21 protein-coding genes are annotated in these 25,373 nt (G+C 64.0%); 14 read left to right on the top strand and 7 right to left on the bottom strand.

Features of this window, described 5'->3' with window-relative positions; translation table 11 throughout:
• Nucleotides 1-220: 220 nt before the first annotated feature.
• From ACUN9V_RS07695 to ACUN9V_RS07685, 3 genes are read left to right on the top strand one after another with little or no spacing between them, the layout of a single operon-like run.
• Nucleotides 221-913, top strand: coding sequence for a (2Fe-2S)-binding protein (locus ACUN9V_RS07695; protein WP_083627773.1), 693 nt, complete (start codon nucleotides 221-223; stop codon nucleotides 911-913).
• Nucleotides 910-1,896 carry an FAD binding domain-containing protein gene (locus ACUN9V_RS07690; RefSeq protein WP_445510963.1) on the top strand — a complete coding sequence of 329 codons (987 nt, stop codon included), beginning with the start codon at nucleotides 910-912 and terminating at the stop codon, nucleotides 1,894-1,896. The genes ACUN9V_RS07695 and ACUN9V_RS07690 overlap by 4 nt, the downstream gene beginning before the upstream one ends.
• 22 nt (nucleotides 1,897-1,918) lie before the next feature.
• The gene (locus ACUN9V_RS07685) at nucleotides 1,919-4,144 is read left to right on the top strand and encodes a xanthine dehydrogenase family protein molybdopterin-binding subunit (protein ID WP_445510962.1); all 2,226 of its coding nucleotides are present in this window, start codon (nucleotides 1,919-1,921) and stop codon (nucleotides 4,142-4,144) included.
• 132 nt (nucleotides 4,145-4,276) lie between these two features.
• On the opposite strand, the gene ACUN9V_RS07680 is transcribed toward ACUN9V_RS07685, so the two are convergent.
• Together ACUN9V_RS07680 and ACUN9V_RS07675 are read right to left on the bottom strand one after the other, a co-directional pair.
• Nucleotides 4,277-4,789 (bottom strand): DUF302 domain-containing protein, encoded by a 513-nt coding sequence (locus ACUN9V_RS07680; protein ID WP_445510961.1) that lies wholly within the window; start codon nucleotides 4,787-4,789, stop codon nucleotides 4,277-4,279.
• A 59-nt stretch (nucleotides 4,790-4,848) separates the two neighbouring features.
• The gene (locus ACUN9V_RS07675; protein WP_445510960.1) at nucleotides 4,849-6,567 is read right to left on the bottom strand and encodes a Na+/H+ antiporter; all 1,719 of its coding nucleotides are present in this window, start codon (nucleotides 6,565-6,567) and stop codon (nucleotides 4,849-4,851) included.
• 353 nt (nucleotides 6,568-6,920) lie between these two features.
• Here ACUN9V_RS07675 and ACUN9V_RS07670 point away from each other — a divergent pair, with 353 nt between their 5' ends.
• The 3 genes from ACUN9V_RS07670 to ACUN9V_RS07660 are packed head-to-tail and all read left to right on the top strand — an operon-like array spanning nucleotide 6,921 to nucleotide 10,704.
• Nucleotides 6,921-7,466, top strand: a complete 546-nt coding sequence (locus tag ACUN9V_RS07670; RefSeq protein WP_445510959.1) for a (2Fe-2S)-binding protein — start codon at nucleotides 6,921-6,923, stop codon at nucleotides 7,464-7,466.
• The gene (locus tag ACUN9V_RS07665; RefSeq protein WP_445510958.1) at nucleotides 7,463-8,473 is read left to right on the top strand and encodes an FAD binding domain-containing protein; all 1,011 of its coding nucleotides are present in this window, start codon (nucleotides 7,463-7,465) and stop codon (nucleotides 8,471-8,473) included. Before ACUN9V_RS07670 ends, ACUN9V_RS07665 begins: the two co-directional genes overlap by 4 nt.
• Nucleotides 8,470-10,704 carry a xanthine dehydrogenase family protein molybdopterin-binding subunit gene (locus ACUN9V_RS07660; RefSeq protein WP_445510957.1) on the top strand — a complete coding sequence of 745 codons (2,235 nt, stop codon included), beginning with the start codon at nucleotides 8,470-8,472 and terminating at the stop codon, nucleotides 10,702-10,704. Before ACUN9V_RS07665 ends, ACUN9V_RS07660 begins: the two co-directional genes overlap by 4 nt.
• Here the strand turns inward: ACUN9V_RS07660 and ACUN9V_RS07655 are convergent.
• On the bottom strand, nucleotides 10,701-11,345 hold the full coding sequence (locus ACUN9V_RS07655) for a TetR/AcrR family transcriptional regulator (RefSeq protein WP_075562188.1): 645 nt from the start codon (nucleotides 11,343-11,345) through the stop codon (nucleotides 10,701-10,703). The genes ACUN9V_RS07660 and ACUN9V_RS07655 overlap by 4 nt on opposite strands.
• Nucleotides 11,346-11,467: 122 nt before the next feature.
• On the opposite strand from ACUN9V_RS07655, the gene ACUN9V_RS07650 reads away from it, so the two are divergent.
• From ACUN9V_RS07650 to ACUN9V_RS07620, 7 genes are all read left to right on the top strand, one after another.
• A complete protein-coding gene (locus ACUN9V_RS07650) occupies nucleotides 11,468-12,577 on the top strand; it encodes an HlyD family secretion protein (RefSeq protein ID WP_445510956.1) in 1,110 nt (369 codons plus the stop codon).
• Between the two features lie 114 nt (nucleotides 12,578-12,691).
• Nucleotides 12,692-14,242: a DHA2 family efflux MFS transporter permease subunit gene (locus ACUN9V_RS07645; RefSeq protein ID WP_445510955.1), complete on the top strand. Its 1,551-nt coding sequence runs from the start codon at nucleotides 12,692-12,694 to the stop codon at nucleotides 14,240-14,242.
• A gap of 137 nt (nucleotides 14,243-14,379) precedes the next feature.
• Nucleotides 14,380-14,793 carry a hypothetical protein gene (locus ACUN9V_RS07640; RefSeq protein WP_075562191.1) on the top strand — a complete coding sequence of 138 codons (414 nt, stop codon included), beginning with the start codon at nucleotides 14,380-14,382 and terminating at the stop codon, nucleotides 14,791-14,793.
• A gap of 8 nt (nucleotides 14,794-14,801) precedes the next feature.
• Nucleotides 14,802-17,210 carry a tRNA(Met) cytidine acetyltransferase TmcA gene (locus tag ACUN9V_RS07635; protein WP_445510954.1) on the top strand — a complete coding sequence of 803 codons (2,409 nt, stop codon included), beginning with the start codon at nucleotides 14,802-14,804 and terminating at the stop codon, nucleotides 17,208-17,210.
• Between the two features lie 116 nt (nucleotides 17,211-17,326).
• Nucleotides 17,327-18,802 carry an aminoacyl-histidine dipeptidase gene (locus ACUN9V_RS07630; protein ID WP_445510953.1) on the top strand — a complete coding sequence of 492 codons (1,476 nt, stop codon included), beginning with the start codon at nucleotides 17,327-17,329 and terminating at the stop codon, nucleotides 18,800-18,802.
• 145 nt (nucleotides 18,803-18,947) lie between these two features.
• Entirely contained in the window at nucleotides 18,948-19,085 is a 138-nt protein-coding gene (locus tag ACUN9V_RS07625) for a type II toxin-antitoxin system RelE/ParE family toxin (protein ID WP_445510952.1), read from the top strand.
• A gap of 9 nt (nucleotides 19,086-19,094) precedes the next feature.
• Nucleotides 19,095-19,382, top strand: coding sequence for a HigA family addiction module antitoxin (locus ACUN9V_RS07620; RefSeq protein WP_075562196.1), 288 nt, complete (start codon nucleotides 19,095-19,097; stop codon nucleotides 19,380-19,382).
• A gap of 134 nt (nucleotides 19,383-19,516) precedes the next feature.
• Here ACUN9V_RS07620 and ACUN9V_RS07615 read toward each other — a convergent pair whose 3' ends face one another.
• Together ACUN9V_RS07615 and ACUN9V_RS07610 are read right to left on the bottom strand one after the other, a co-directional pair.
• Nucleotides 19,517-20,809: an App1 family protein gene (locus ACUN9V_RS07615; RefSeq protein WP_445510951.1), complete on the bottom strand. Its 1,293-nt coding sequence runs from the start codon at nucleotides 20,807-20,809 to the stop codon at nucleotides 19,517-19,519.
• A 152-nt stretch (nucleotides 20,810-20,961) separates the two neighbouring features.
• Nucleotides 20,962-21,525: a type 1 glutamine amidotransferase domain-containing protein gene (locus ACUN9V_RS07610; RefSeq protein ID WP_075562253.1), complete on the bottom strand. Its 564-nt coding sequence runs from the start codon at nucleotides 21,523-21,525 to the stop codon at nucleotides 20,962-20,964.
• Nucleotides 21,526-21,783: 258 nt separating this feature from the next.
• Between ACUN9V_RS07610 and rmuC the strand changes: the two genes are divergently transcribed.
• Complete coding sequence (gene rmuC / locus ACUN9V_RS07605; RefSeq protein ID WP_445510950.1) at nucleotides 21,784-23,283, top strand: DNA recombination protein RmuC; 1,500 nt, start codon at nucleotides 21,784-21,786, stop codon at nucleotides 23,281-23,283.
• 62 nt (nucleotides 23,284-23,345) lie between these two features.
• On the opposite strand, the gene ACUN9V_RS07600 is transcribed toward rmuC, so the two are convergent.
• On the bottom strand, nucleotides 23,346-23,825 hold the full coding sequence (locus tag ACUN9V_RS07600; RefSeq protein WP_075562198.1) for a Dps family protein: 480 nt from the start codon (nucleotides 23,823-23,825) through the stop codon (nucleotides 23,346-23,348).
• A gap of 192 nt (nucleotides 23,826-24,017) precedes the next feature.
• On the bottom strand, nucleotides 24,018-25,157 hold the full coding sequence (locus ACUN9V_RS07595; RefSeq protein WP_445510949.1) for a glycerate kinase: 1,140 nt from the start codon (nucleotides 25,155-25,157) through the stop codon (nucleotides 24,018-24,020).
• Nucleotides 25,158-25,373 lie beyond the last annotated feature (216 nt).

The following is a 25,373-nucleotide window of genomic DNA, read 5'->3' as shown; positions in this document are numbered from 1 at the left end:
GCGGCGGGATACTCCTGAATCCGCCGCCGGGCTTTGCACCGCCTCGTTTCCTCCCCTAAGTTGAATAAATCTCCGTCGCCTGACACGACGGTGTCTACGGACTTCCCGGGCAGCGAATTCTCACTGCCTTCGTCGTCTCGCGCTGCGAGGCGCACCCGTTCCGAACGATACCGATAGCCACAACGAAAACGACCGGGCAGAAACTGATGAGGACGATTCCATGGACGATAACCAGCGTTCGAGTTCGAGCGTAGCCATCTACGATCCCGACGATCACGCGACGCGACCGAGTTCGCCCGGCCGCCGTCGCTTCCTGCAGACCGCCGGTATCTCCGGGTTGGCCGTAGCGGCGGCGCCGGCGCTTTCCCAGGTGAGCTACGCCGGCTCGCCGGACCAGCCAGAAACGCAGACTGACGCGCCGCCCGCCGAGGGCAAGCAACGTATCACGTTGGTCGTCAACGGCCAGCGCCAGCAGCTGGACGTGGCGCCCAACGTCATTCTGCTCGATGCGCTGCGTCACGGGCTCAAGCTCACCGGCACCAAGAAGGGCTGCGACCACGGCCAGTGCGGCGCCTGCACGATTCTGGTCGACGGCACCGCAATCAATTCGTGTCTGAGCCTGGCGGTGACCCACGACGGCGACGAGATCACCACCGTCGAAGGACTCGAGAAGAACGGCCAGCAGCATCCGATCCAGCAGGCGTTTCTTGAACACGATGCCTATCAGTGCGGCTACTGCACGGCGGGTCAGATGATGAGTGCCGTGGCGATCCTCCAGGATGATGACATCGGCAAGAGTGACGCTGACGTGCGCGAGGCGATGAGCGGCAATATCTGCCGCTGCGGCGCCTACAAGAACATCGTGGCGGCGATCCAGTCAGCTCGAGGCGCCGTGAAGGGAGGCAACGCATGAGACATTTCGAATACGCCCGCGCCGACAGTGCGCAACAGGCGGTCGCCGCGCATGGGAGCGACCGCGAGGTCTCGTTCCTGGCCGGTGGCACGACACTGCTGGATCTGGTCAAGCTCGACATCATGCAGCCGAACAAGATCGTCGATATCAACGGCGTCGCTCTGGACAAGATCGAGCGGCTGGACGACGGCCGCCTGCGTATCGGCGCGATGGTGACCAACACCGCCCTGGCGCGGGACAAGCGCGTGGTCGATGACTACGCCGTGCTGTCACAAGCTCTGCTGGCCGGCGCCTCGACCCAGCTGCGCAACAAGGCGACCACCGGCGGGAACGTGATGCAGCGGGTGCGCTGTCCCTATTTCCGCGATGGTGTCTCCGACTGCAACAAGCGCGAGCCCGGCAGCGGCTGTGCGGCGATCGGCGGCGTCAACCGCACCGTTCATGCGGTGCTCGGCACCAGCGATGACTGTATCGCCTCGCACCCGTCTGACATGTGCGTCGCCATGATCGCAATCGGCGCCACCGTGGTCGTTCAAGGGCCGGAAGGCTCGCGCGAGATCGACTTCGCCGACTTCCACCTGCTGCCCGGCAAGACGCCGGCGCGAGAGCATGCGTTGGAACCGGGTGAGCTGATCACTCACGTCGTTCTCGACGCCCCGCTCGAGGGCAGCCGATCGGCCTATCTCAAGCTGCGCGATCGTCAGTCCTATCAGTTCGCGCTCGCCTCCAGCGCGGTGATCGTTCAGATGGATGGCAACACCATTCGCGAGGCGCGGGTGGCGATGGGCGGTGTCGGCACCAAGCCTTGGCGCGCGCCGGAAGTGGAAGCGGCGCTCAAGGGCAAGGCCGCGAGCGAGCAGCTCTTTGCCGACGCCGCAAAGCTCGCTTTCGAGAATGCCGTCGCCTACGCCCACAACGGCTACAAGATTCCGCTCGGCCAGCAGGCCATCGTGCGCAATCTTTCCGATCTGACCGCCGCCTGATCGCCCGCGAGGAGAATCGACCATGAGCGACAAACAGCAAAGCATCATCGGCGCCGGCGTGCCGCGCATCGACGGCCCGGACAAGCTCTCCGGCCGCGCCAACTATGCCGCCGACAACCTGCCGCCTAACCTGGCCTACGGCTACGGCGTCTTCAGCACCATCGCCAGTGGCAAGGTTTCGCAGTTGAGCGTCGACGAAGCCCGCAAGATGCCGGGCGTCATCGATATCTTCCACCACAGCCACTTTCCGTCGCTGTACCGGACGCCATCGAGCTTCGCCCAGGGCAACAAGGTCGAGGAGACCCGGCTGCCGTTCGAGGACGAACGCGTTTACTACGAAGGGCAGTTCGTGGCACTGGTGATCGCGGACACCTTCGAGAATGCCCGAGCGGCGGCGCGGCGAGTCAAGGTGACCTACTCGACCGACAAGACCGTGGCCAATCTCGACCAGGGCGTCGAGGCCAACGGCACCCAGGCCGGCAGCGGCAATCATGATCGCGGAGACGCGGCCTCGGCGTTCGATAGCGCGGCGACCACCATCGATGTGACCTACCGCACGCCGGTTGAGACCCACAATCCGATGGAGATGCACGCTTCCACCGCTTGGTGGGACGACGAGCATCTGACAATTTTCGATGCCTCCCAGGGCGTCGTGGTGGCGCGAAACGCGCTCTCCAAGATATTCGCCATACCGCCGGAGCGGATCACCGTGCACGCGCCCTACATCGGCTCCGGTTTCGGCAGCAAGCTGTGGACCTGGCCGCATGCCATCGCCACGGCGGCGGTGTCCCGGGAACTCGGGCGTCCGGTGCAGCTCGTGGTGCCGCGTCAGCAGATGTTCACCACCACCGGGCATCGGCCGGAAACGCGACAGCGCCTGCGCCTGGCGACGGACGCGAACGGCAAGCTGGTGTCGCTGCGTCATGAAGCGATCAACACCACGTCCTATACCGATCAGTACGTCGAAACCTGCGGCAGCGTGACCAAGAGTCTCTACAGCTGTTCTAACCTCACGGTCAGCCACGAGACCACCCAGGTGAATCGCGGCACGCCGACCTCGATGCGCGCACCGGGCGCCGCGCCGGGGCTGTTCGCACTGGAATCGGCGATCGACGAGATGGCCGACGCTGCCGGTGTCGACCCGGTGCAGTTCCGGCTCGACAACTACGCCGAGCGCGACGAGAGCCAGGATCTGGATTTCTCCAGCAACCATATCGTCGAAGCGACGAACCGGGCGGCGGAGAAGTTTGGCTGGGCCGACCGCAATCCCGAGATCGGCAGCATGCGCAAGGGCCGCGAGATCGTCGGCTACGGCATGGCAGCCTGCAACTGGGAAGCGCTGAAACGCCCCTGCGACGCGCGTGTCTCGATCCGTGCCGACGGCACGGCGTTTGCCTCCTGCGCCACCCAGGATATCGGTACCGGCACTTACACTATCGTCGCCCAGGCGGTCAGCGACGTGACCGGCATCCCGATCGATCGCATCACCGTCAAGCTGGGGGATTCGTCCTATCCGGACGGGCCGGTTTCCGGCGGCTCCTGGGCGACGGCGACCACGCTGCCGGCGATTGCCGGAGCGGCACGCAAGGCGCTCGATGAGATCAAGCGCTACGCAACTGGCAGCAACGGCGCCTTCGCCGGGGCGTCCAGCGACGAGCTGGAAGTCGCCGACGGCGGCCTGCGCACTGCCGACGGCAAGCAGGCGAGCTTCGCCGATATTCTCAAGGCGGGACGCTACGGCAGCGCCGATGGGGAAGCGCATACCGAAGGAGCGGATTCGAAGTACTCCTACCGATCCTTCGGCGCTCACTTCGTCGAGGTGCGCTGGGATCCGGGCATTTCGCATCTTCGGGTGGCGCGGGTGGTCAGCGCCATCGACGTGGGCCGCGTGATCAACGAAACCACCGCGCGCAATCAGGTCGAAGGCGCCGTGGTGATGGGCATCGGCATGGGCCTGTTCGAGGCCACCGAATATGACGAGCGCAACGCCCGCCCGGTCAATAACGACTACGCCGAATACGTGGTGCCGGTGCACGCCGACCAGCCGGAAATCGACGTGATCCTGCTCGACCATCCGGACCTGGCGTTCAACGAATACGGCGCCCGCGGCATCGGCGAGATCGGCGTCACCGGCCTTGCAGCGGCGGTTGCCAATGCGGTCCATCACGCCACCGGCAAACGCATCCGCGAACTGCCGATCACTCTCGACAAGCTGATGGACGACGTGCCCCAGGCGCGAAGCGCGTAACAGATAGGCGCGAAGCGCGTAATGCCTCGAAAGGCACGCGCAGCGTGAGATGATCGTTCTCGCGGCAAACGAAAGCCGCCGCGCCGTTTGACGTTTATATCAGGCGGCGCGGCGGCTTTTTCTTTCGCGACACTACTGCTGCAACGTCGCTTTCACCAGTTTCTGCATTGTCTGCTGCAGCGGTTTGACCGCCGGGCAGTCGGCGGCGCCGTGGCGTTCGGCGATCCAGGCGGGATCGTTGTAGCCGAGCCAGGTCTGGCCGTCGTCGTCCTGCCAGATCAGCGCTTTCATCGGCAGGTCGATGCCGGCGCTCGGCGCGCATTGCATCAACGGCGTGCCGCCCTTGGGGTCACCGAAGATGATCACTTCGTTGGGCAACAGCGCCATGCTGCGCGACATCGCGCCCTGTCGGTGATCGACACGGGCGAACACGGTCATGCCGCTGGTGCGGGCCTGTTCGGCGAATCGAGACGCCGTATCGTGAACACTGGCGTCGCTCTTGGCGACGATCAGCCCCGGCACCGAGGGCGCTGTGTCCCCCGAAGCCGTCGACTCGGGCTCTTGGGCCGATGCGGAATTGGCCAGCCCCAGTAGCGCGGCGGCGAACAATGCGGCACGTGCCGAGCGGGCAAGGAATCGAGGCATGCGAAGTCTCCAGGTGTTGATATCTGTCGGCGTGTTGAAGGTATCGGCCAGTGCTGCGATCAGTGATGGGCGGCGCTCTGATCGCCGGTCAGCGCGGCTTCGGCCAGGTCGACCTCGCGGACCAGCTTGCGGAGAACACTGTCGTTGATGTGATCCCGCTGGCGCAGTTTGTAGTACTGACGGCGTTCGGCGCGCAGGGCCTCCAGCCGGGTCTCGCGCTCCAGCTGGCGCGAAGCGGCGAGTTGGGGCGTTGCGGTATCGGCCGAGTGCAGCGTCAGGCGCTCGCGATAGTAGCTCATTAGCTGCGAGCTGATGTCGTTGAAGGCCAGGATCGTCTCGTCGTTGGTCTTGTTGCGCGCGAATTCGCCGGTCCGATCATGGTGGTAGCGTTCGATATGGTAGATCGCGGCCTCGGCGCCGGCGATGCGCGCCTTGCGCTCTTCCTCGAACTCATGGGTGTCGGCGGGAATCTTGAGGTTGCGCAGCACCAGCGGCAAACCGACGCTGCCGGTGACCAGCGTGAACAGAATGACCCCGGTGGCGAGAAAGATCAGCAGCTCGCGGCCGGGGAACGGGGTGCCGTCGGCCATGACCTGCGGTAGAGACATGGCGGCGGCGAGCGTGATGGTGCCGCGAATGCCGGCGAGCGTTGCCGCCAGCATCAGCTTGAACGGCACCCGGCCGCTATTGTCCGGCGACGTCAGGCGAGGCTGCCCGCGCAGGAAGCCGCTCAGCCGGGTCGCGCCACGACCGACCTCTCTGGCGAGCCAGATCCAGAAGAAGCGAGAGGCGAGCAGCGCGATCGAGATCGCCGCGACATAGCCCAGCAGACGCAGGAATTCGAAATCGCCGATGTCGTGGAGCGAGTGGTCCAGCGCCCCGCTGATGATCGCCGGCAGCTGGAAGCCCAGCAGCAGAAAGACCAGCGCGTTGAGTATGAACTCGACCATTTCCCACACGCTCTGGGTCTGCATGCGCGCATGCAACTGACCGACACGTTTGCTGTCCGCGCGGTTCATCACCATGCCGGCGGCGACCGCCGAGAGGATGCCGGACATGCCCAGGTGCTCGGCCAGCAGATAGGCCGCGAAAGGCAGCAACAGCACCAGCAGAATGACCTGAACCGTAGTGGCCTCTCCCAGATGCCGCTCGATCAGCCGCGTGCGCAGAAAGTTGAAGCCGAAAGCCAGCAGGCCACCCACCGCCAGACCACCCACCGAGATGATGACGAAGCTCAACGAGGCGTCGGCCAGCGAGAATGTCCCGGTAAGGGCGGCGGCGATGGCGAACTTGAACGCGACCAGACCCGAAGCGTCGTTCATCAGTGACTCGCCTTCGAGTATCCGCATCAACCGAGGCGGTACCGGCAGTCGGCCCGAGATCGACGACACCGCCACCGCATCGGTGGGCGAGAGAATCGCCGCCAGGGCGAAGCAGATCGCCAACGGCAGCGCCGGGAGCAGCACGTGAATGAAGTAGCCGACGCCGACCACCGTGAACAGCACCAGGCCCAGCGCCAGTGCCAGGATCGGTCCGCGCAGGATCATGAACTCGCGCTGCGGGAAGCGTCTGGCATCGGCGAACAGTAGCGGGGCGATGAACAGCAGCAGAAAGATTTCCGGCTCCAGCTCGACATGCAGCCCCGAGGCCGGCCACGCCAGCAGCGCGCCGAGAAATATCTGTATCAGCGGTGTGGGAAGGGTGGGGACAAAGCGTGTGATGACACCGGTCGCGGAGGCGACCAGCAGCAAAATCAGAACCAGCAGCAGCGTATTCATCGACCCGATCAACCGGTTGGGAGCCATTGGCCGACGAGCTTAGCGGAAGTCGAACGCGTTGGGGGCGGGTGCGACAAAATTTCTTGGTCTCTCGCCGGGCGCGATCGAGACCGGGTGTCTATGCTGTTGTCGATAGTCGGCATCGGCGTCCTGACAACGCCAGCCGCCCCATGACTTCGTGAAAAAGTCCTGTGACAAAGTTCCGTGACAAAGTTCTGTGACAAAGTTCCGTGACGAAAAGCGCTTGTTCAATCGCACGTCCACCACACCAGACGAACCAGACAACGAACCGTGGCATGGCGCAGTGACGCGCCTCGCTGCCGTGGTTTTCGATCCCCTGATGAGGAGCCGGCATGATGGATGATTCCGTGCATTCCCGGACCGCGTCTTCCGAGACGCAGTCACTCAATCTGACGCTCAATGGCGAGCCACTAACCTTGCAGGTGGCCCCTAACGCCGTACTGCTGGATGTGCTGCGCGAGCAGCTCGGGCTCGGTGGTACCAAGAAAGGCTGCGACCATGGCCAGTGCGGCGCCTGTACCGTGCAGATCGACGGCCAGGCGATGAATTCCTGCCTGCGGCTGGCGGTGATGTGCGAAGGGCAGCACGTCACCACCGTCGAAGGACTGGCGCGAAACGGAGAGCTGCATCCGGTGCAGCAGAGCTTCCTCGAGTGCGACGCCTTCCAGTGTGGCTACTGCACCCCGGGCCAGATGATGTCCGCGGCAGCGCTACTGGAAGATGAGCGCATCGGCACCGATGACGCCTCGGTCAAGGAGGCGATGAGCGGCAACATCTGTCGCTGCGGCGCGTACAAGAACATCCTGACCGCAATTCAGCAGGCCCGAGTGCAGTTGGCCCACGATGCGACCGCTCCCCGCAAGGAGGGCGTCGCATGAGAACTTTTGCCTATTCCCGTGCCGACAGTATTGAGCAAGCCGCACATCAGACGACGCCCACCGCGGCTTTCGTGGCAGGCGGTACGACGCTGCTGGATCTGGTCAAGCTCGACGTGATGCGCCCCAGCGAACTGGTCGATATCAATACGCTGCCGCTCAAGAACGTCGAATGGCTCGATGATGGCCGTCTCCAGATCGGGGCGCTGGTGACCAACACCGATCTGGCCCACCACCCCGACATCCAGCAGCACTATCCGGTGCTGTCTCAGGCGCTGCTGGCCGGCGCCTCGACCCAGTTGCGCAACATGGCGACCACGGCCGGCAACGTGATGCAACGGACCCGTTGTCCTTACTATCGTGATCCCGCCGCGGCCTGCAATCGGCGTGAACCGGGCAGCGGTTGCGACGCCCGGCACGGTCTCAATCGGTTGAACGCCGTTCTGGGCGGCAGCGATGCATGCGTCGCGGTGCATCCTTCCGACATGTGCGTGGCGATGGCCGCCATCGGCGCGACGCTGACGCTGAGTGGGCCAGAGGGTGAGCGCGAAGTGGCGTTCCAGGATTTCCATCGTCTTCCCGGCGATACCCCGCATATCGAACATGATCTGGCCGATGGCGAGCTGATCACCGCCATCACCCTGGATGCCCCGCTGGTCCCGGCGGGATCGTACTATCTCAAGTTGCGGGACCGGGCGTCGTACGAGTTCGCCCTGGCCTCGACGGCGGCGCAGCTGTCGCTGGATGGCGAAATGATCGGTGAAGCGCGGGTGGCGCTCGGCGGCGTCGGCACCAAGCCGTGGCGCTGTCCCGAGGCCGAAGCGGCGCTGGTCGGCCAACCCGCCGAAATGGCGACTTTCGAGCGTGCGGCGGATATTGCCCTGCGTGATGCCGTACCGCTCGAGCACAACGCGTTCAAAATTCCGCTGGCGCGACAATCCATCATCCGTGCGCTGCGCGAGGCGACGCGTCTCGCCCGACAGGACGAGAAACAGGAGGGCCAGGCATGAACGATTTGACGCAATCCGCACTCAACAAGCCGCGCGTGGTCGGCCAGCGAACGCCGCGCATCGACGGTGAATACAAGTTGACCGGCCGCGCCGGCTACACTGGCGAACTGCTGGCCGAGGGCATGCTCTACGGCTATCCGGTGCCGGCGACGATCGCCAACGGCGTGCTCGAATCGCTCGAACTCGATGACGCCCTGGCCATGCCGGGCGTGGTCGATATCCTTCACCACGGTCACTTCGAGCACTTGCACCGCTCGCCCAACTCCATGGCCCATGGCGATATGGTCAGCGAAGTGCGCCTGCCGTTCGAGGACGAGCGCATCTACTATCACGGCCAGTACGTGGCGCTCGTGGTGGCGGAAACCTTCGAGCAGGCACGGGCTGCCGCTTATCGTGTCATCGCCCGGTACAAGGAAGAGGACGGTGCCGCCATCGGTCTACTGCACACCGACGCCCAGGGCGAACTGCAGGAGAGCGCGGGCACGTCCCGCGGCGACCCCGAGGCGGCGTTCGGGGGTGCCGAGGTGAAAGTCGACTCGACCTATCAAATCGCGGCCGAAAGCCATCTGCAGATGGAGATGCACGCGACGCTCGCCGAGTGGCGCGACGACGGCAAGCGCCTCGTGGTGCATGAATCGACCCAGGGCGTCTTCTTCCAGCGCAATGCCATGGCGCGCATCTTCGGGCTCGCCCAGGAAAATCTCGAGGTGATCTCGCATTACATCGGCTCGGGCTTCGGCAACAAGCTGTTCATGTGGCCCCATGCCGTGGCGACCGCCGTGGCGGCGCGCATGGCCGGCCGGCCGGTCAAGGTGGTACTGCCACGCCAGCAGGACATGACCGGTGGCGGCAATCGTCCCGCGTCGCGCCAGCGCGTTCGCCTGGGCGCCGATCGCAGCGGCAAGCTGACCTCGGTAATCCACGACAGCACCACCGAGACATCGTTGGTGCATCAGTACGTCGATGCCTGTGGCAGTGCCACGCCGAGCTTCTATGCCTGCGACAACGTCTCGACCAGCCAGCGCGTGCTCGAAGTGAATCACGGCACGCCCTGCCCGATGCGCGCACCCGGTGAAGTCTCGGGTATCTTCGCGCTGGAAACGGCGATGGACGAACTGGCGGTCGAGCTGGGCATGGACCCGGTCGAGCTGCGCCAGAAGAACAACGCCGAGCAGGACCCGGCCAGCGGCTTGCCGTGGTCGAGCAAGCATCTCGACGAGTGCCTCACCAGTGCCGCCCGTCGGTTCGGCTGGGACAAACGCAATCCGGCCGTCGGTTCGATGCGCGACGGTGACGAGATCGTCGGCTACGGCATGGCGTCGTGTACCTGGTCCGCCGGGCGTCAGCCCTGCGAGGCGCGGGTCGAACTGCGCGCCGACGGCTCGCTGTTCGCCGCCTGCGGCACCCAGGATATCGGCACCGGCACCTATACCATCGTGGCGCAGGCCGTCGCCGAGCTGACCGGTGCGGATCTCTCGCGTATCGAGGTCAAGCTGGGCGAGACCAGCCTGCCGGCCGGACCGCTCTCGGGCGGCTCCATGGCGACAGCCACGGTGCTGCCGGCCGTGGCCGCCGCGGTACGCGACGCGCTGGATGCGATCAAGGAAGTGGCGACCGGCAGCGGCGGCGCCTTCGAAGGCAGCGATGCCGATTCGCTCGAGGCGGAGCAGGGCGGTCTTACCGATGGCAAGCGCCGCGTGAGCTTCGAGGAGATTCTCGAGACCGGCAAGCTCTCTAGCGTCAACGGCAAGGGGAGCGCGGCGCCGGGGGACGAACGAAGCGAGTACAGCTTCCGCTCGTTCGGCGCGCATTTCGTCGAGATTCGGATCGATCCCGAGATCTCGCGCGTGCGCGTGGCCCGGGTCGTTTCCACCATCGACATCGGCCGGGCGATCAATCCGCCGACGGCGCGCAATCAGGTCGAAGGCGGCATTGTCATGGGGCTCGGCATGGGGCTTCTCGAGAAGCTCGACTACGACCCGCGTGACGCACGGCTGATCAATGCCAACGTGGCCGACTACATCGTGCCGACGCATGCCGATGCGCCGGACATCGATGTCGAGCTGCTCGACTACCCGGACTTCAAGCACAACGAATTCGGGGGCCGGGGCGTCGGCGAAATCGGTCTTACCGGGGTGGCGCCGGCGATCGCCAATGCGATCTATCACGCCACCGGCAAACGCTATCGGGATCTGCCGATCACGATAGAAGCGCTACTGGCTGCGTCCTAGCGGCGAGTGTCGCCCGTTCCGTTCAGGAACAGCTCGACGCAGCGTTTGACCCGGTTTTCGATCGCCGTCCGTGAGGGCGGCGATTCCAGTTGCAGGACCCGGATCAGATGCCATTCGCCCAGCAGCATGCCGAGAAAGATCCCGGCGAGTTCGACGCTGTCGCACGCTGGCAGCAGCTGCCGTTGCACCCGGCGCTCGAGGTAGTCCGCCAGCGCGTGTCGAACGCGACCCGGACCGCCGTCGAAGAACAGCCGCGCCAGCAACGGCTGGCGCGGGCTTTCGGCGACGACCTCGCGATAGATGCCCAGGGTTTCCTCGTCCATTATCTTGACCAGCAGATCGATGCCGAGACGTTCCAGCGCGACCTGGATCGGCAGCTCGTCGATGCCGTCGGCCGTCAGCGTGTCGTAGATATGATGGGAGCGTCGTTCGATCATCGCCTGGAACAGGCCTTCCTTGCTGCCGAAGTGGCGATAGAGCGTCGTCAGCGAGCCCCCGGCGTGGGCCACGATATCGTTGACGCTGACCTGGCCGTAGCCGCGTTCGAGAAATAGCCGCTGTGCGGCATCGAGCAGTGCGTCCCGGCGCTGGCGGCCGCGTTCGGTCGTTGGCGGTGAATCCTTGGGAGATGTCGATGACATGGCGCTTCCTCGTGCCGGCCCGGCCGGTTTTTTCTGATACGCGATGGCGTTTTTTAAAAGATAGTGTAGTCTACACTACACATTGAGTGGGCGTGCGCCACTGGCATGAAAAAAGGCTCTGCATGAAGATCAAGAAGAAAATCTATTCGGCGGTGATCGTTCTGGTGGTGCTGGTAGTGGCGCTGGTTCTCGTGTGGCGTTGGTGGCACACGGGGCGCTATTTCGTCGAGACGGACAACGCCTACGTGCATACCGACGCCGTGGCGGTGCGGGCCGAAGTCAGCGCGCGAGTGATGGAAGTGGCGGTGGACGACAACGAGCGCGTCGAACGGGGCGATCTGCTGGTCCAGCTCGACGACCGCGATACCCGCAGCCAGCTGGCGCAATCCCAGGCGCAGCTGGCCGTCAGCACTGCTAACGTGACCCAGGCCGAGCGTCAGGTCGATCTCGACCAGGCCAGCATCGACGAAGCCCAGGCGCAGGTGACAGCGGCACAGTCGGACGTGTCCCAGGCGCAACAGCATCTTCAGCGCTCGCAGTCGCTGGCGGCGAACAATTACGCCTCGCGCCAGCAGCTGCAGGACGACCAGGCCTCGCTGCGAGTCGCCCAGGCGACGCTGGCGGCGCGTCAGGCCAGTGTCGAATCGGCGAAACGCCGGCTGTCTGCCGACCGGGCGTCGATCGACAGCGCCAAGGCCAACCGCGATGCCGCCCAGGCCGATATCGATTACGCCCAGAGCCAGCTGGACAAGACCCGTATCGTCGCCAGACGCGATGGCGTGATCGGAAATCTGAGCGTCGAGCCCGGCGATCTGGCCCAGCCGTCGCTGACGCTGATGCAGCTGGTTCCGGTACAGACCGCGTACGTGGTCGGCAACTACAAGGAAACCCAGATCGGGCGGATGCGCGTCGGTCAGCCGGTGTCGCTGGAGGTGGATGCCTACCCGGATATCGAGTTCAAGGGCAAGGTCGACAGCGTAGCGCCGGCCACCGGCACCCAGTTCAGCCTGCTGCCGCAGGACAACGCCACCGGCAACTTCAACAAGATCGTCCAGCGCGTGCCGGTCAAGATTCGCGTCACGGAGCCCAAGGATCAGCTATGGCGGCTGCAGTCCGGCCTTTCTGTCGTGCCCTCGGTGGATACCCGCAGCGTCGACGGCCAGGCGATCTATTTCGATCCCGGCCCGCATCTCGACGACGGTTCGGACCGCGCCGTCGACGATAAGTCGTGAATCAGCGCCGTGCGTGTCGATCATGCCTATCGTTCATGAGTGCTGTCGCGAATGTCTGTCATGAAAATGTCTGCCGTGAGTATCGGTCATGAGTGTCGGTCATGAGTGTCGGTCATGAGTGAAGTGGCACCGCCTTCGGGGGCCGGTCCGCAGGAGATGCCCTCCTGGCATTACCGCTTCGGTTTCATCGCGGCGGTGTTCGGCATGTTCATGGCGATCCTGGATATCCAGATCGTTGCCAGCTCGCTGAACGAGATCCAGGCCGGCGTCTCGGCCTCGAGCGACGAGATTTCCTGGATCCAGACCTCCTACCTGGTGGCGGAGATCATCATGATCCCGCTCTCCGGCGTGCTGATGCGCTGGCTTTCCACCCGTGTTGCCTTCGTCATCTCCTGTGTCGGCTTTACGCTGGCCAGCCTCGGCTGTGCGTTCGCCACGAGTATCGAGCAACTGATCGTGCTGCGGGCGATCCAGGGCTTCATGGGCGGGGCGATGATCCCGATTACCCAGGCGATCAGCTTTACGCTGTTTCCGCGTCGGGCGATGGGCGCGGTCCAGGGTGTGATCGGCATGGTGGTGACGCTGGCACCGTCGATCGGTCCTACCGTCGGCGGTTATCTGACCGAAATCTTCAGCTGGCACTGGCTGTTTCTCATCAACGTCGTCCCTGGCGTGCTGGTGTCGCTGGCAGTGTGGCGCTTTCTCGACATCGACAAGGGCGATGCCCGCGTCGGCAAGACCCTCGATTTCCGGGGCTTGATTCTGATCGCGCTGTTTCTGGGTAGCCTCGAATTCGTGCTCGAGGAGGGCCCTGGCGACGACTGGTTCTCGAGTGAGCTGATCGTGTGGATGACGCTGCTCTGCGCGGCTTCCTGCATCGGCTTTTTCCGGCGGGTGTTCACCTACGCGCACCCCATCGTCGATCTTCATGCGTTCAAGAATCTCAACTTCTCGATCGGCACCGGACTGGTGTTCGTGGTCGGGATTGCAATGTACGGGCTGGTCTATCTGATGCCGCTGTTTCTGGGGGGCGTGCGCGGCTACTCCAGCCTGCAGATCGGTGAGGTGATGTTTGTCACCGGCGTGGCGATGTTCTTCACCGCGCCCCTGATCGGACGGCTGACCAACTCGGTGGACTTGCGCCTGCTGCTGTTCATCGGTCTGGCGCTGGTCGGCATTGGCACGGCAATGAACTCGAATCTCACCAGCGAGTCGGGCTTCTGGCAGTTCTTCTGGCCGCAGATCGTGCGCGGTATCGGCATGATCATGTGCATCATTCCCGCGTCGCGTATTGCCATGGGTACGCTGCCACCGCAGGAGCTGGGCAACGCCGCCGGGTTGTTCAGCGTGATGCGCAACCTCGGTGGCGCGGTGGGTCTGGCGATGCTCGACACCGTGCGCGACTGGCGCGTGGATTATCACTGGAATCAACTGATTCCCGCGCTCAATGAGGGCAGAATCGTGGTTCAGCAGCAGATCGACAACTATCAGTCGATGCTGATCGGCCACGTCGCCGACCCTTACCATAGCGCGGTGGCGCTGCTCGGCCAGCGTCTCGGCGTTCAGGCCCAGGTGCTCGCCTACAACGATATCTTCCTTTGGCTGGGCTGCATCTATCTGCTCTGCGTGCCGCTGGTTTTCCTGCTCAAGAAAATCGAGCACTGAGAGACGCACTGCATTCTCGCCAGTCGCTGTCGGGTGCGCTGAGTAGCGGCCTGACGGACCAACGCGTGCGTGCATGGCTGCGATGTCGATGATTCAATGGCGTCATCTTCCGCTCGACGACCTTCAGGATCCTCACCATGCCTTCGCCCCAATCTTCCAAACCCGGCGCCGACGAACCCACCCGTACCGTACTGCGCCTGATCGGCAGTTTTGCCGCACCGGTGGTGATCTATCTGGTGGCCTGGGAGCTGGTGGCGCGGCTGATTCTGCCTGGCGTGGCGGCTAGCGGACGCGAGTTCGTGATCAATCTGTTCAGCGTGCTGATTCCGTTCGCGGGCGTAATGGCCAGCGTCTATCTCGCCGGTATCAAGGCCGGTCGGCTGATGGGCGGCGGCGTGATGGCGGTGTTCTTCCTCTATCTCTACGTCTCCTCCGGCGTCGCGTTCAGCTGGCTGCCGGTGGCGTTGACGCTGGGCGGAATTGCGCTGGCGGTGGTCGTCGCACGCTACTGCCCGACGATGAAACCCGATCTCGGCGGCGCTTTCGGCTAGGTCGCCCCATGTCGACGCCGACTTCCGTTCCAACGCCGCAGGCAGACTCTGCACTCACCCAGTGGCTGGCGGATCGCCGCGATGGCCTGAGCCGACGGCGCTGGCGCGGCGTGCTGTGGATTGCCGACGACGCTTCGAATGCGATCCGCAAGGCGATGGCCTGGATCGCATCGGCCGATTGGCAATCGCCGCTGTGGATCGGCCCCGAACTGCCGGAGTTGCCGGAAAGCCTGGCGCGATTGAGCGCTTCCCGCGCCCGCAGCCAACTGGGCAGCGAGCACGATCTGGTGGTGTTCGATACGGTTTCCGCACAATCCGGGTTCGACCCGGACGCCTTCGGGGCCATCAGCGGCACCGTCCTGGCCGGGGGCTGGCTGGTACTGCTGACGCCGAAGCACTGGCTAAAGCCCACCGGGGCAAACTGGCTGCCGGATGCCGACTATCGACGGCTGGCGCACTGGCCCCATGAGGCGGAAACCCTGTCGACGCATTACCTGCAACGCCTCGCCGGAAGACTCCGAGACAGCGCCAACCTGGCGATGTGGCCGCCTGATACCGCGTTGCCGCTTTCGTCTTCAGCGATCTTCTACGATTCAGAGTTCGAACCGGACTCTCACATCAATGCGCGCGTCGACGACAGCGACTGTCTGACTCGGGATCAGGCAGCGGCGGTGTCGCGGCTGACGCGGATGCGCCGCCGCCGCCCGGTGGTGCTGATCGCCGACCGCGGCCGTGGCAAGAGCGCCGCGCTGGGCATCGCGGCGGCGCGGCGCCTGATGCAAGGCGAGCGTCGACTGTGGATCACGGCGTCGAGTGTCGTTGCAGTCGAGGCCGTGTTCGAACGGCTGGCGCAGCTGTTGCCCGACGGCCGTCGCGACTCGAACCGTTTCGAGGTCACCTTGGATGGCCGCATGAGCTGCGTGGAGTGGCTGCTCCCTGAGCAGGTGACGGCAGCGCTGGCATCGGCCGATATCGACGCACAATCTCCGCCGACGCTGTTCGTCGACGAGGCTGCAGCGATTCCCGCCGCGCGGCTGATCGCTTGGTTGCGCCGCTTTCCACGCATCGCCTTCGCCACGACCGTGCACGGCTACGAGGGGACCGGGCGCGGGTTCGAGGTGCGACTGCGCGACGCGCTGGATCGGCTGACGCCGGAGTGGAAGCGGCTGACGCTACAGACGCCGATCCGCTGGGGCGCCGGCGATCCGTTGGAAACGCTGACTCGGGATCTGCTGTGTCTGGATGCCGAGATCGAGCCGGACGATTCCGTTTCGAACGCCGTGCGCGAAGCATCGGTCAGCTATGAATGGCTGGACCGGGAATCGCTGGCTGGGGACGAGGCCTTGTTGAACCCGATCTTCGGGCTGCTGGTGCAGGCCCACTATCGCACCTCGCCCAGCGATCTGCGTCAGCTGCTGGATGGGCCCGATGTTCAACTGCTGGCGGCTTTTGCCGGCGAGGCCGGGGAAAAGCACGTGGTGGGGCTGTGCGTGGTCCAGCAGGAGGGCGGCTTCGACGCCGAACTGGCCAATGCCATCTATCATGGGCAGCGCCGCCCGCGTGGTCATCTGCTGGCACAGTCGCTGGCCACCCACGGCGGTTTCGAGGCCGCCGCGCTCGCGTGTTGGTGGCGCATCATGCGCATTGCGGTGCATCCCGCCGTCCGACGTCGAGGGCTGGGTGCGGCAATGATCGAACAGGTTGCGAGCGCGGTACGGGGTCATGGCCTCGATCGCCTGGGTGTGAGCTTCGGCGCCGAGCCGGCGCTGATTCATTTCTGGCGCCAGCAAGGTTTCAGCACGTTGAGAATCGGGCTGACGCGGGAGGCCTCCAGCGGCGAACCGGCGCAGATGATGGGCCGCGGGCTGACGTTGGATGCCGAACAGGCCATGGCTCGCATGAACGCGGACCACGTCTCCCAGTTGCCGGACCTGTTGGCCAGCGAGCTACGCGACATCGAACCCCTCGTCGCGGCGGCCTGGCTGCATGAAGGGGCGGTGGCATCGCTGTCTGACGATCTGCCGGAACGAATCGCCTGGTTTGCCGCGGGCGGCGGTGAACTGGCGCTGGTGCGGCCCTGGCTGCGGCTGGCCTGGCTTGCTTGGTGGCGGCAACAGCCACCGACCAGCGTTCCGCAGGCGCTGGAGGTCGATCGCGCGGGCGGTTTCTCGGCTGATGGAGGAGAGAACCCGGATCTAACGGAAGCGCCTCACGTGGCTGCCGCGGTAGCGGCGCTGTTCCAGTATCGGGACGGCGCACTGTCATCGCGGGGGCGGCGTGAGCAGCAGGGCGCGGCGCGCCGGCTGGCGGCGACCCTGCTGGCATGGATCGCCGAAAATGAGGGCGAGAAGGCCGGTGAGAAAGGTGGGAAGATCGACGGCGAGCCCAATATGGTCAAGCCGCAACTAGACGAGTAAGGTGTTGGCACCTCAAAACGAGCCGCGGTTCGCGCCGCCGGCTCAGATTTCATTCATCACTCTTTCGACACCCGTTGCGGCGAGCTGCTCGCCGCGCGACGAGGCTGGAATCGACCATGAACGATCATCTGCTGCAACTCTCTCCCGAGCCCGTGTGGCGCCACTTTCGTACGCTCTGCAATACGCCGCGCTCCTCAGGTCACGAAGCGAAACTGGTCGAGATTCTGGAACGCTGGGCCGACGACAACGGCCTGACCCACGACCGCGACGGCTACGGTAATCTGCGGATCCGCCGAGCCGCGAGCCCCGGCTGCGAGTCGGTACCCGGCGTGATCCTGCAGGGCCATCTCGACATGGTCACCCAGGCCAACAGCGATCATCCCCACGATTTCCTCAACGACCCGCTCGATACCTACGTCGAAGATGGCTGGTTGCATGCCCGCGGTACCACACTCGGCGCCGACAACGGTCTCGGCGTGGCGGCGGCGCTGGCGATTCTTGAAGCGGATGATATAGACCACGGGCCGATCGAGGCGCTGTTCACGCTGGAAGAAGAGACGTCGTTGCAGGGCGCGCTGTCGCTGGACGAAGGCTGGCTGGAAGGGCGCTATCTGCTCAATCTCGATTCCGAGGATCGGGGCGAGGTCTACATCGGCTGCGCCGGCGGTGCCGATGTCGTCGTCGATGCCGATCTGCCGATGCGCGGATGCGACGAAGAAGAGGTGATGCGCAAGATCTCCCTGACCGGGCTGGTCGGCGGGCACTCCGGCGCGGATATCCATAAGGAGCGCGGCAATGCCAACCAGCTGCTGGTCCGTGCACTGCGCGGGCTGAGCGATCTGGAAATTCGCCTGGTGGATTACCACGGCGGCACGCTGCGCAACGCCCTGCCTCGTGAGGCGTTCGCCACCATCGTCGTCGACGAGCATCATCTGCCGGCCGTGGAAGAGACACTGGTCACGTTGCAGGCGCTCTATCGTGAAGAGCTGGCGGGCGTGGACGACGGCGTGACGCTATCGCTGTCACCGGCCGCGACCTCCTGCGAAGAGGCCGAAGCGCTGACCGATACCGCCACGCAGTTGCTGGTTGCCGCCCTGCATGCCGCGCCTCACGGCGTCGACCGCATGAGCGTCGAAGTGCCGGGCGTGGTCGAGACCTCCAACAATCTCGGCGTGGTCTCGCTGGAGAACGGGCGTTTCCATCTCTGCGCGCTGGTCCGCTCGCTGCGCGATAGCGCGACGCTCAACCTCGCCGACCGTTTCACCGCACTGTTCGGCCTGATTGGCGCCCAGACGCGGGTCGAGAACGTCTACCCAGGCTGGACGCCGAGTGCTGACAGCACCCTGCTGACGCGCTTCCGTCGCTTGCATCAAGAACAGCTGGGCGAGGATCCCGCGGTCAAGGTGATCCACGCCGGGCTCGAGTGCGGCATCATCGGCGGCAAGTATCCGGAGCTGGAAATGATCTCCTTCGGCCCGGTGATTCGCGGCGCGCATTCACCCACCGAGCGTACCGAGCTCTCATCCGTCGAAGAGTTCTGGAAAGTCCTCAAGGCGCTGGTGGCCGATATCGCCTCCGGCAAGGCCGCCTGAAGCTGAACATGACGAGCGGTTCTCTCGCAGCAATTCAAGAGAACCGCTCGCCGCGGGTGAAAGCCCATTCCCCCAAGCGCCTTCCTAGTATTACACGGTCATTTTCAGTAGCCATCGCACCGAGGGAAACAATAGTTAAGGGGAAATGCCGGGCCTTCGACTCCACAAGCTTTCCGGTAATCGGACTGATGTTTGGTCGGTGACGGTAAGCGGCAACTGGCGCGTGACCTTCCGGTTTGACGATGGAGACGCCGAGATAGTGAACTATGAAGATTATCACTGAGGTGCTCTTATGTTGATGCACAACCCGCCCCACCCAGGTGAAGTCATACGAGAGCTTTGTCTGGAACCCCTTGGCCTATCAGTAACCGCAGCTGCGGAAGCGCTAGGCGTAACCCGAAAAACGTTAAGTGCCGTTCTGAATGGAAAGGCCGGCATTAGTCCGGAAATGGCGATCCGGCTTTCTATTGCTTTTAATACCTCGTCAGAGAGCTGGCTAATCCAACAGTCTCAATATGAGCTTTGGCATGCCGAGCAGCATCGAAAAGATCTTAGAGTCAAGAGGCTAGTTGCCGCGTAGAAAAGCAATATAATCAAGTCTCTAGCGCCTTAACCCGCATCAATTCATTTCCATAGAACAATACGCCGAGAATTAGGGGTCATCGTCTGTAAAAGGCGTTATACCGGGACGGCGGTAACGCCTCAAACAACGCTTTATTGCCGCTTCTGTTGGCGCGTGTCCTCGCGTACCGCCTCGCAACCTTCCTCAGAGATATATCCCTTCGAGAGCGCGTGCTCCGCCATGCTGACGCTGTCGTGGGCCAGTATCAGCTCGCACCCTGCCTGCTTGACCTCGTTGGCCAGCGCTTCGATCGCGGCATCTCGTTCCGGGTCGTTGTCGACCTTGCGAATGTAGATGGCGCGTACGCGATCCGGGTGCGCCTTGACGATTTCGGCGTAGACCTCGGGATCCCGCTGGCCGCTGTCGCCGATGAGGATGAACGGCAGCGTATCGTAGAGCGCCAGCATGTTGTTGATCACATCGGACTTGTGGTCCTGTGCTTTACGCGGCCAGGGGCGCTTCAGCGTCATGCCCCATTCGCGCAGGAACAGGATCGGCCCGACCGGAATATTGTTCATGTTGAAGAACGTCTCGAGCACTTCGTAGATGGCCCATGGCCCCCGCGATACGTAGAGCATGGGGCGCTTGCGATTCTCTTCGGCACCACCGTAGAGCGCGCGATACAGGGCGGAGACGCCGGGAAAGGCGGTTCGTCGATCGGCCTTTTCCATGAACAGCCGATAGAGCATCTTCAGCTTGTTGGCGACACCGGTGTACATCACGGTGTCGTCGATATCGCTGATCACGATCAGGTCGGTGCTGGCCGGTGGAATATAGATTTCGGTTTCGGTGCTGATGGCGTCGTCTTCCGAGACCACCTGCAGTTTGACCGTATGCCAGATCGCGTCGGCGGGAAGCGTGTGGGTGATATCGACATGGGCGTGGAAATAGCCGTCACGGTCGGTGGTGACGGTGGCATGAGTCGCGCCCATCCGGATATCGACACGGGCATCTCTGACCCCGTGCCTGACGACGCGGCGGGCGACATCGACCAGGTCGCTGGCGACACCGCCTTGCTTCCAGCCCGCCAACCGGCCGGGTTGCCGAAACACGCGACCCATGATGAAGGCTTCCGAATGCGAGCCATAGCCGCGATACGGATGCACGATGACGCCGCCTTCACCCTTGTCTCCCCGCATGGGGCGGATGAAAATTCGAACCAGCTTCTTGGTGAAATGGACGAGCTTGGCGACGAACAGCCGGGGCAGCGAATTCGATTCCGAAGCGGAATCGGCGCTGAAACGCTCGTGGGATCGCTCTCTGTAACGGCTTCCGGAGCTGTCACCGCCAGCACTGCTACCGGCGCTTTCACCAGAATTGCCACCAGAACTGTCGCTGGAACTATTGGCAGAGGTGTCGGCGGAAATGTCGGAAGAGTGGGGCACGATGAGAGGCAATCCTAGGTTTGGTTAACCGTGAGTATGGGAACTCAAGGGCCATCGTGCAAAGTCTGACGGAGAATCGGACAAAATGAGAGAGCCTGATGCAAGAACGCCCACCAAAAGGCGGGCGTTCGTTCAGCCATGTCCGAAGGCGATCAGGCGTGCTGTTTGCTGTGACGCCCTTCGGCCAGCTCTTCCAGCAGCTTGGCATTGAAGTCGTCGAGATCTTTCGGCGTGCGGCTGGTGACCAGGCCGCTGTCGACCACGACGGATTCGTCGACCCAGGCGGCGCCGGCGTTCTTCAGATCCTGCGCGACTGACGGCACCGAGGTCATCTTGCGACCCTTGACGACTTCGGCGTTGATCAGGATCCACGGCGCGTGGCAGATCGCGGCGACCGGCTTGCCGGCTTCGAAGAAGGCCTTGACGAAGCTGAGCGCGGTGTCGTTCAAACGCAGAGTGTCCGGGTTGAACAGGCCACCGGGAAGTACCAGCGCGTGATAGTCGGCAGCGCTGACGTCGCTGAGACTCTTGTCGGCTTCGTAGGTGTCGCCCCAGTCCGTTTCGGCCCAGGCACGGATGCCCTTGCCGTCCGGCGTGATCACGTGGGTTTCGACACCCTGACTTTGCAGCGCGGCGCGCGGTGCGGAGAGTTCGGATTCCTCGAAGCCATCGGCGGCGAGAATTGCGACACGTTTGCCATTGAGTTGCTGAGCCATCTTGACCTCCTGGTCCTGGTAAATCGGCTCGATAAATCGGCTGGATATATCGGCTGATGTTTCCATAAATCACAAGCCCATGGGCCGTCCCGGTCCATGTATCGGCTTACTCCTAAAGTTTGGGATAGTCTGAATAAAGTTCAAGGGAAAATCGGGGCTTTCGATGCCATGGCTTGCGCTGGGTCAATAACTTGCGGATGGTGGCGCCGCAATGGCGTCGAGGTCAGAAGAAGGCAAAGCGATGAGTAAGGCGAAACGATGAATGTAGCGGGGGAGTGGCTGTCGGGCGGCGGTCTTGTCATGGTGTCGCTGCTCGGATTGATGGTAGTGGTGTTGGGCGTCGGTCTGCTATGGCAGCGGCAGCGCTACATGCGCGAGAGGGACGCGCTCCAGTCCCGTTTGCAGGCCAGCGAGGCTCAGTGCCTGCGCCTGGAGCACGAGCTGGCCCAGAGCGACAGCCAGCAGGACGATCTTCGCGAGCGTCAGGCCCAACTTCAGCAGCAGTTGGTCGCCCGCGAACAGCAGCTCGAGGCGCTCAATGAACGTCTGGCCACGCTGCGTGAGCAGTACGGTCGGTTGGAGACCCGCCACGAGCAGCAGCAGAACCAGCATGCCGAACAGCTCCAACTACTCGAGCAGGCGAAAACGCGGCTGGGCCACGAGTTCGAATCGCTTGCCGGGCGCATTTTCGACGAGCGTCAGCGCGCCTACAGCGCACAGAGCCGGGACAGTCTGGAGGCGCTGCTGAAGCCGTTTCGCGAGCAGGTCAGCGGCTTTCGTCAGCGTCTCGAAGAGATCCACGGTCAGGAAGTGCGCGAACGCACCACGCTCAAGGTGCAGATCGATCAGCTCGCTTCGCTCAACCGCCAGATCACCGAAGAAGCCGCCAATCTCACCCGCGCCCTGAAAGGCGACAAGAAGATGCAGGGCAACTGGGGCGAGATGATGCTGGAGTCGGTGCTGGAACGCTCCGGTCTGCGGCGGGATATCGAATACCGCCGCGAGGTATCGATCGATGGCGAGCACGGGCGTCAGCGTCCGGATGCGATCATCTACCTGCCGGACGACAAGCACCTGATCGTCGATGCCAAGGTCTCGCTCAACGCCTATGTGCGCTACGTCAACGCCGAAGACGAGGTCGAGCGCGAGCAGGCGCTACGCGCGCATGCGCAGGCGGTGAGAAGCCATATCGAGTCGCTTTCCGGGCGTGACTATCCGCAGCTGCCGGGACTGCGCTCGCCGGATTTCGTGTTCCTTTTCATGCCGGTGGAACCGGCCTTTGCGGTCGCCTTCCAGCATGACGAAAGCCTGTTTCAGGACGCGTTCTCTCGCGACATTATCGTGGTCACGCCGACCACGCTACTGGCCAGCCTGCGCACCGTGGCGAGCCTGTGGAATCTCGAGCGGCAGAACGAGAACGCGCGGCATATCGCCGAGCGTGCCGGCAAGCTGCTCGACAAGTTCCAGGGGTTCGTTTCGAGCCTTGAGGATGTGGGCCGGCATCTGGGGCGGGCGCAGGGCAGTTACGATCAGGCGATGGGGCGGCTGTCGACCGGCCAGGGCAGCCTGGTCGGCCAGGCGCTGGCGCTCAACAAGCTGGGCGTGCGGATGAAGCGCGATCTACCGGCGCATCTGACTCGCGATGCCGAGGACGATATCGACAGCGAGCCGGGCGAACCGGAAGGCGACGGCGAATCACGGCAGGTCGAGGATTCCAGCCGCGATCCGCGCTCGCCTGATGACGGCTCGGCCTCGTAAACGCAGACCGCCGCCCGGGTGGGCGGCGGTCATCAACAGCGATCGGTTCGCGCGGAAGAAGATCAACCCAGGTAGGCGTTGAGCATCCAGACGGTCTTTTCCTGCTCGCGGATGTAGTCGCTGGCCAGAGAGGCGGTGCCTTCGTCATCGGCATCGCTGGCCTGGGAGAGCAGTTCGCGCTGGAGCTCGATCAGGACCTGAAAACCTTCCACCAGCCCGCGCACGCACTGCTTGCCGTCGGCGACCTGCTTGTCTTCCTGGATCTGGGAGATCTTGGCGTAGTCGCTGTAGGCATGCAGCGGCTGGTAGCCCAGGGTCAGAATGCGTTCGGCGACTTCGTCGACCTTGGTCAGCAGATCGGTGTAGATCTCCTCGAACTTAGCGTGAAGCTCGAAGAACTGCTCGCCCTTGACGTTCCAGTGATAGCCGCGGGTGTTCATGTAGAACACCTGATAGTTGGCCAGCAATCCGTTGAGTCGCTCCGCGAGCTGCTGGGCGCTGGACGCGTGCAGACCTATCGCATTGGTATCGGTATCGGACATGGTATCTCTCCTGGAAAGTGATGGTGAGAGTGTAACCGGGCGCTCTCCGCAGACCCATCCAAGTGTCGGTATGGCTTGGATAGCGTCGTTCTATCAGGATGTTAAGCGCGTTTCGAAGCGTGTTTCGTATCTACCTATATCAGGGCTACATGACCAAAAGACAAGCCTCGCGTGAGTTCGTCCGACGGTGCCTCATCGGTTGGTGTCGGCCCGCCAGAGCCTGGCCAGCGTGCGCGCGCGATCGCTCAGCAGTTCGCCGCAGCGGGCCAGTGCCTCATCCAGCGTGATCGGGCCGTCAGCCAGGGCGAACGCGGCGGTGATGCCGTGTTCGAACGCGTCCTGCCACTGATCGCCGAGGCGCCCGACCAGCGCGACGGTGGGTACGCCGAAGCGCTCGGCTCGACGGGCGATGCCGATCGGCGTCTTGCCGGAAAGGCTCTGGCCATCCAGCTGGCCCTCGCCGGTGATGACCCAGTCGGCATCGGCCAGCAGCGTGTCGAACTCAACCTGCTCCATCACCAGCTCGATGCCGGGGCGCAGGGTGGCGCCGAGGAAGGCGCGAGCGGCGAAGCCCATGCCGCCGGCGGCACCGGCGCCGGGCAGTTCGCGGAAATCCACGTCGAGTACGTTGGCGGCAAGATCGGCGAAGTGCGCCAGCGCCCGGTCGAGCCGGGCGACATCGGCTTCCGTCGCTCCCTTTTGCGGGCCGAAGATGGCGCTGGCGCCGCGCGGCCCGAGCAACGGATTGTCAACGTCGACCGCGGTCTGCACTTCAAGCTCGGCCAGCCGCGGGTCGAGGCCGTCGAGATCCAGCGTCTCCAGGTCGGCCAGCGCAGCCCCGCCCGGGGGAAGCGGCTGACCTTCGCGATCGAGCAGGCGCGCACCGAGCGCGGCCAGCATGCCGGCACCGGCATCGTTGGTGGCGCTGCCACCCAGCGTCAGCACCAGCGACCGGGCGCCGGCATCCAGCGCGGCCAGAATCAACTGACCGACCCCGAAGGTGGTGCTATGTAGCGCGGTACGCTCGCCGCGCTCGAGCTGCTGCAGGCCGCTGGCCTCGGCGAGTTCGACGAATGCGGTGCGCGAGGCTTCGTGCCAGCCCCAGGCCGCGGTGGCCTCACGCCCCAGCGCATCCTGCACGGTCGCCGTACGCCGCTCGGCATCCGTCGCCGCCAGCAGCGCATCCAGCGTCCCCTCGCCGCCGTCGCCCATCGGGCACTGATGGAGGGTGGCGTCGGGCAGTTCCTGCCGCAGGCCGGCGGCGATGGCGGCGGCGGCATCGCGGGCGGAGAGCGCATCCTTGAAGCTATCGGGGGCGATGACGATGTTCATGGCATCCTCGGCTGGGAGTGAATCGGGGCGGATTGTGGCTCTGATCAGCATAACGTCGTTCGCGGTTGGCGGCGACGGGCGCGTCAGGGCGCCGCGATCGAGATGCACACGAGACACAAGCGGACTTAGGCAAAAGACAAGCGGGGCTGAAACGAGACACTAGCGAGACGCAGACGTCGTGCCTCCCCGGCGCAGGATGATGGAGGTTCGACGACA

Source organism: Salinicola sp. V024 (assembly GCF_052645315.1).
This window is presented reverse-complemented; position numbering and strand designations above follow the sequence as displayed.

Bases quoted from the DNA above. Each gene is read 5' to 3' on its own strand.
- ACUN9V_RS07695 (WP_083627773.1), top strand. From the start codon at position 221: ATGGACGATAACCAGCGTTCGAGTTCGAGCGTAGCCATCTACGATCCC.
- ACUN9V_RS07690 (WP_445510963.1), top strand. From the start codon at position 910: ATGAGACATTTCGAATACGCCCGCGCCGACAGTGCGCAACAGGCGGTC.
- ACUN9V_RS07685 (WP_445510962.1), top strand. From the start codon at position 1,919: ATGAGCGACAAACAGCAAAGCATCATCGGCGCCGGCGTGCCGCGCATC.
- ACUN9V_RS07680 (WP_445510961.1), bottom strand. From the start codon at position 4,789: ATGCCTCGATTCCTTGCCCGCTCGGCACGTGCCGCATTGTTCGCCGCC.
- ACUN9V_RS07675 (WP_445510960.1), bottom strand. From the start codon at position 6,567: ATGAATACGCTGCTGCTGGTTCTGATTTTGCTGCTGGTCGCCTCCGCG.
- ACUN9V_RS07670 (WP_445510959.1), top strand. From the start codon at position 6,921: ATGATGGATGATTCCGTGCATTCCCGGACCGCGTCTTCCGAGACGCAG.
- ACUN9V_RS07665 (WP_445510958.1), top strand. From the start codon at position 7,463: ATGAGAACTTTTGCCTATTCCCGTGCCGACAGTATTGAGCAAGCCGCA.
- ACUN9V_RS07660 (WP_445510957.1), top strand. From the start codon at position 8,470: ATGAACGATTTGACGCAATCCGCACTCAACAAGCCGCGCGTGGTCGGC.
- ACUN9V_RS07655 (WP_075562188.1), bottom strand. From the start codon at position 11,345: ATGTCATCGACATCTCCCAAGGATTCACCGCCAACGACCGAACGCGGC.
- ACUN9V_RS07650 (WP_445510956.1), top strand. From the start codon at position 11,468: ATGAAGATCAAGAAGAAAATCTATTCGGCGGTGATCGTTCTGGTGGTG.
- ACUN9V_RS07645 (WP_445510955.1), top strand. From the start codon at position 12,692: ATGAGTGAAGTGGCACCGCCTTCGGGGGCCGGTCCGCAGGAGATGCCC.
- ACUN9V_RS07640 (WP_075562191.1), top strand. From the start codon at position 14,380: ATGCCTTCGCCCCAATCTTCCAAACCCGGCGCCGACGAACCCACCCGT.
- ACUN9V_RS07635 (WP_445510954.1), top strand. From the start codon at position 14,802: ATGTCGACGCCGACTTCCGTTCCAACGCCGCAGGCAGACTCTGCACTC.
- ACUN9V_RS07630 (WP_445510953.1), top strand. From the start codon at position 17,327: ATGAACGATCATCTGCTGCAACTCTCTCCCGAGCCCGTGTGGCGCCAC.
- ACUN9V_RS07625 (WP_445510952.1), top strand. From the start codon at position 18,948: ATGCCGGGCCTTCGACTCCACAAGCTTTCCGGTAATCGGACTGATGTT.
- ACUN9V_RS07620 (WP_075562196.1), top strand. From the start codon at position 19,095: ATGTTGATGCACAACCCGCCCCACCCAGGTGAAGTCATACGAGAGCTT.
- ACUN9V_RS07610 (WP_075562253.1), bottom strand. From the start codon at position 21,525: ATGGCTCAGCAACTCAATGGCAAACGTGTCGCAATTCTCGCCGCCGAT.
- rmuC (WP_445510950.1), top strand. From the start codon at position 21,784: ATGAATGTAGCGGGGGAGTGGCTGTCGGGCGGCGGTCTTGTCATGGTG.
- ACUN9V_RS07600 (WP_075562198.1), bottom strand. From the start codon at position 23,825: ATGTCCGATACCGATACCAATGCGATAGGTCTGCACGCGTCCAGCGCC.
- ACUN9V_RS07595 (WP_445510949.1), bottom strand. From the start codon at position 25,157: ATGAACATCGTCATCGCCCCCGATAGCTTCAAGGATGCGCTCTCCGCC.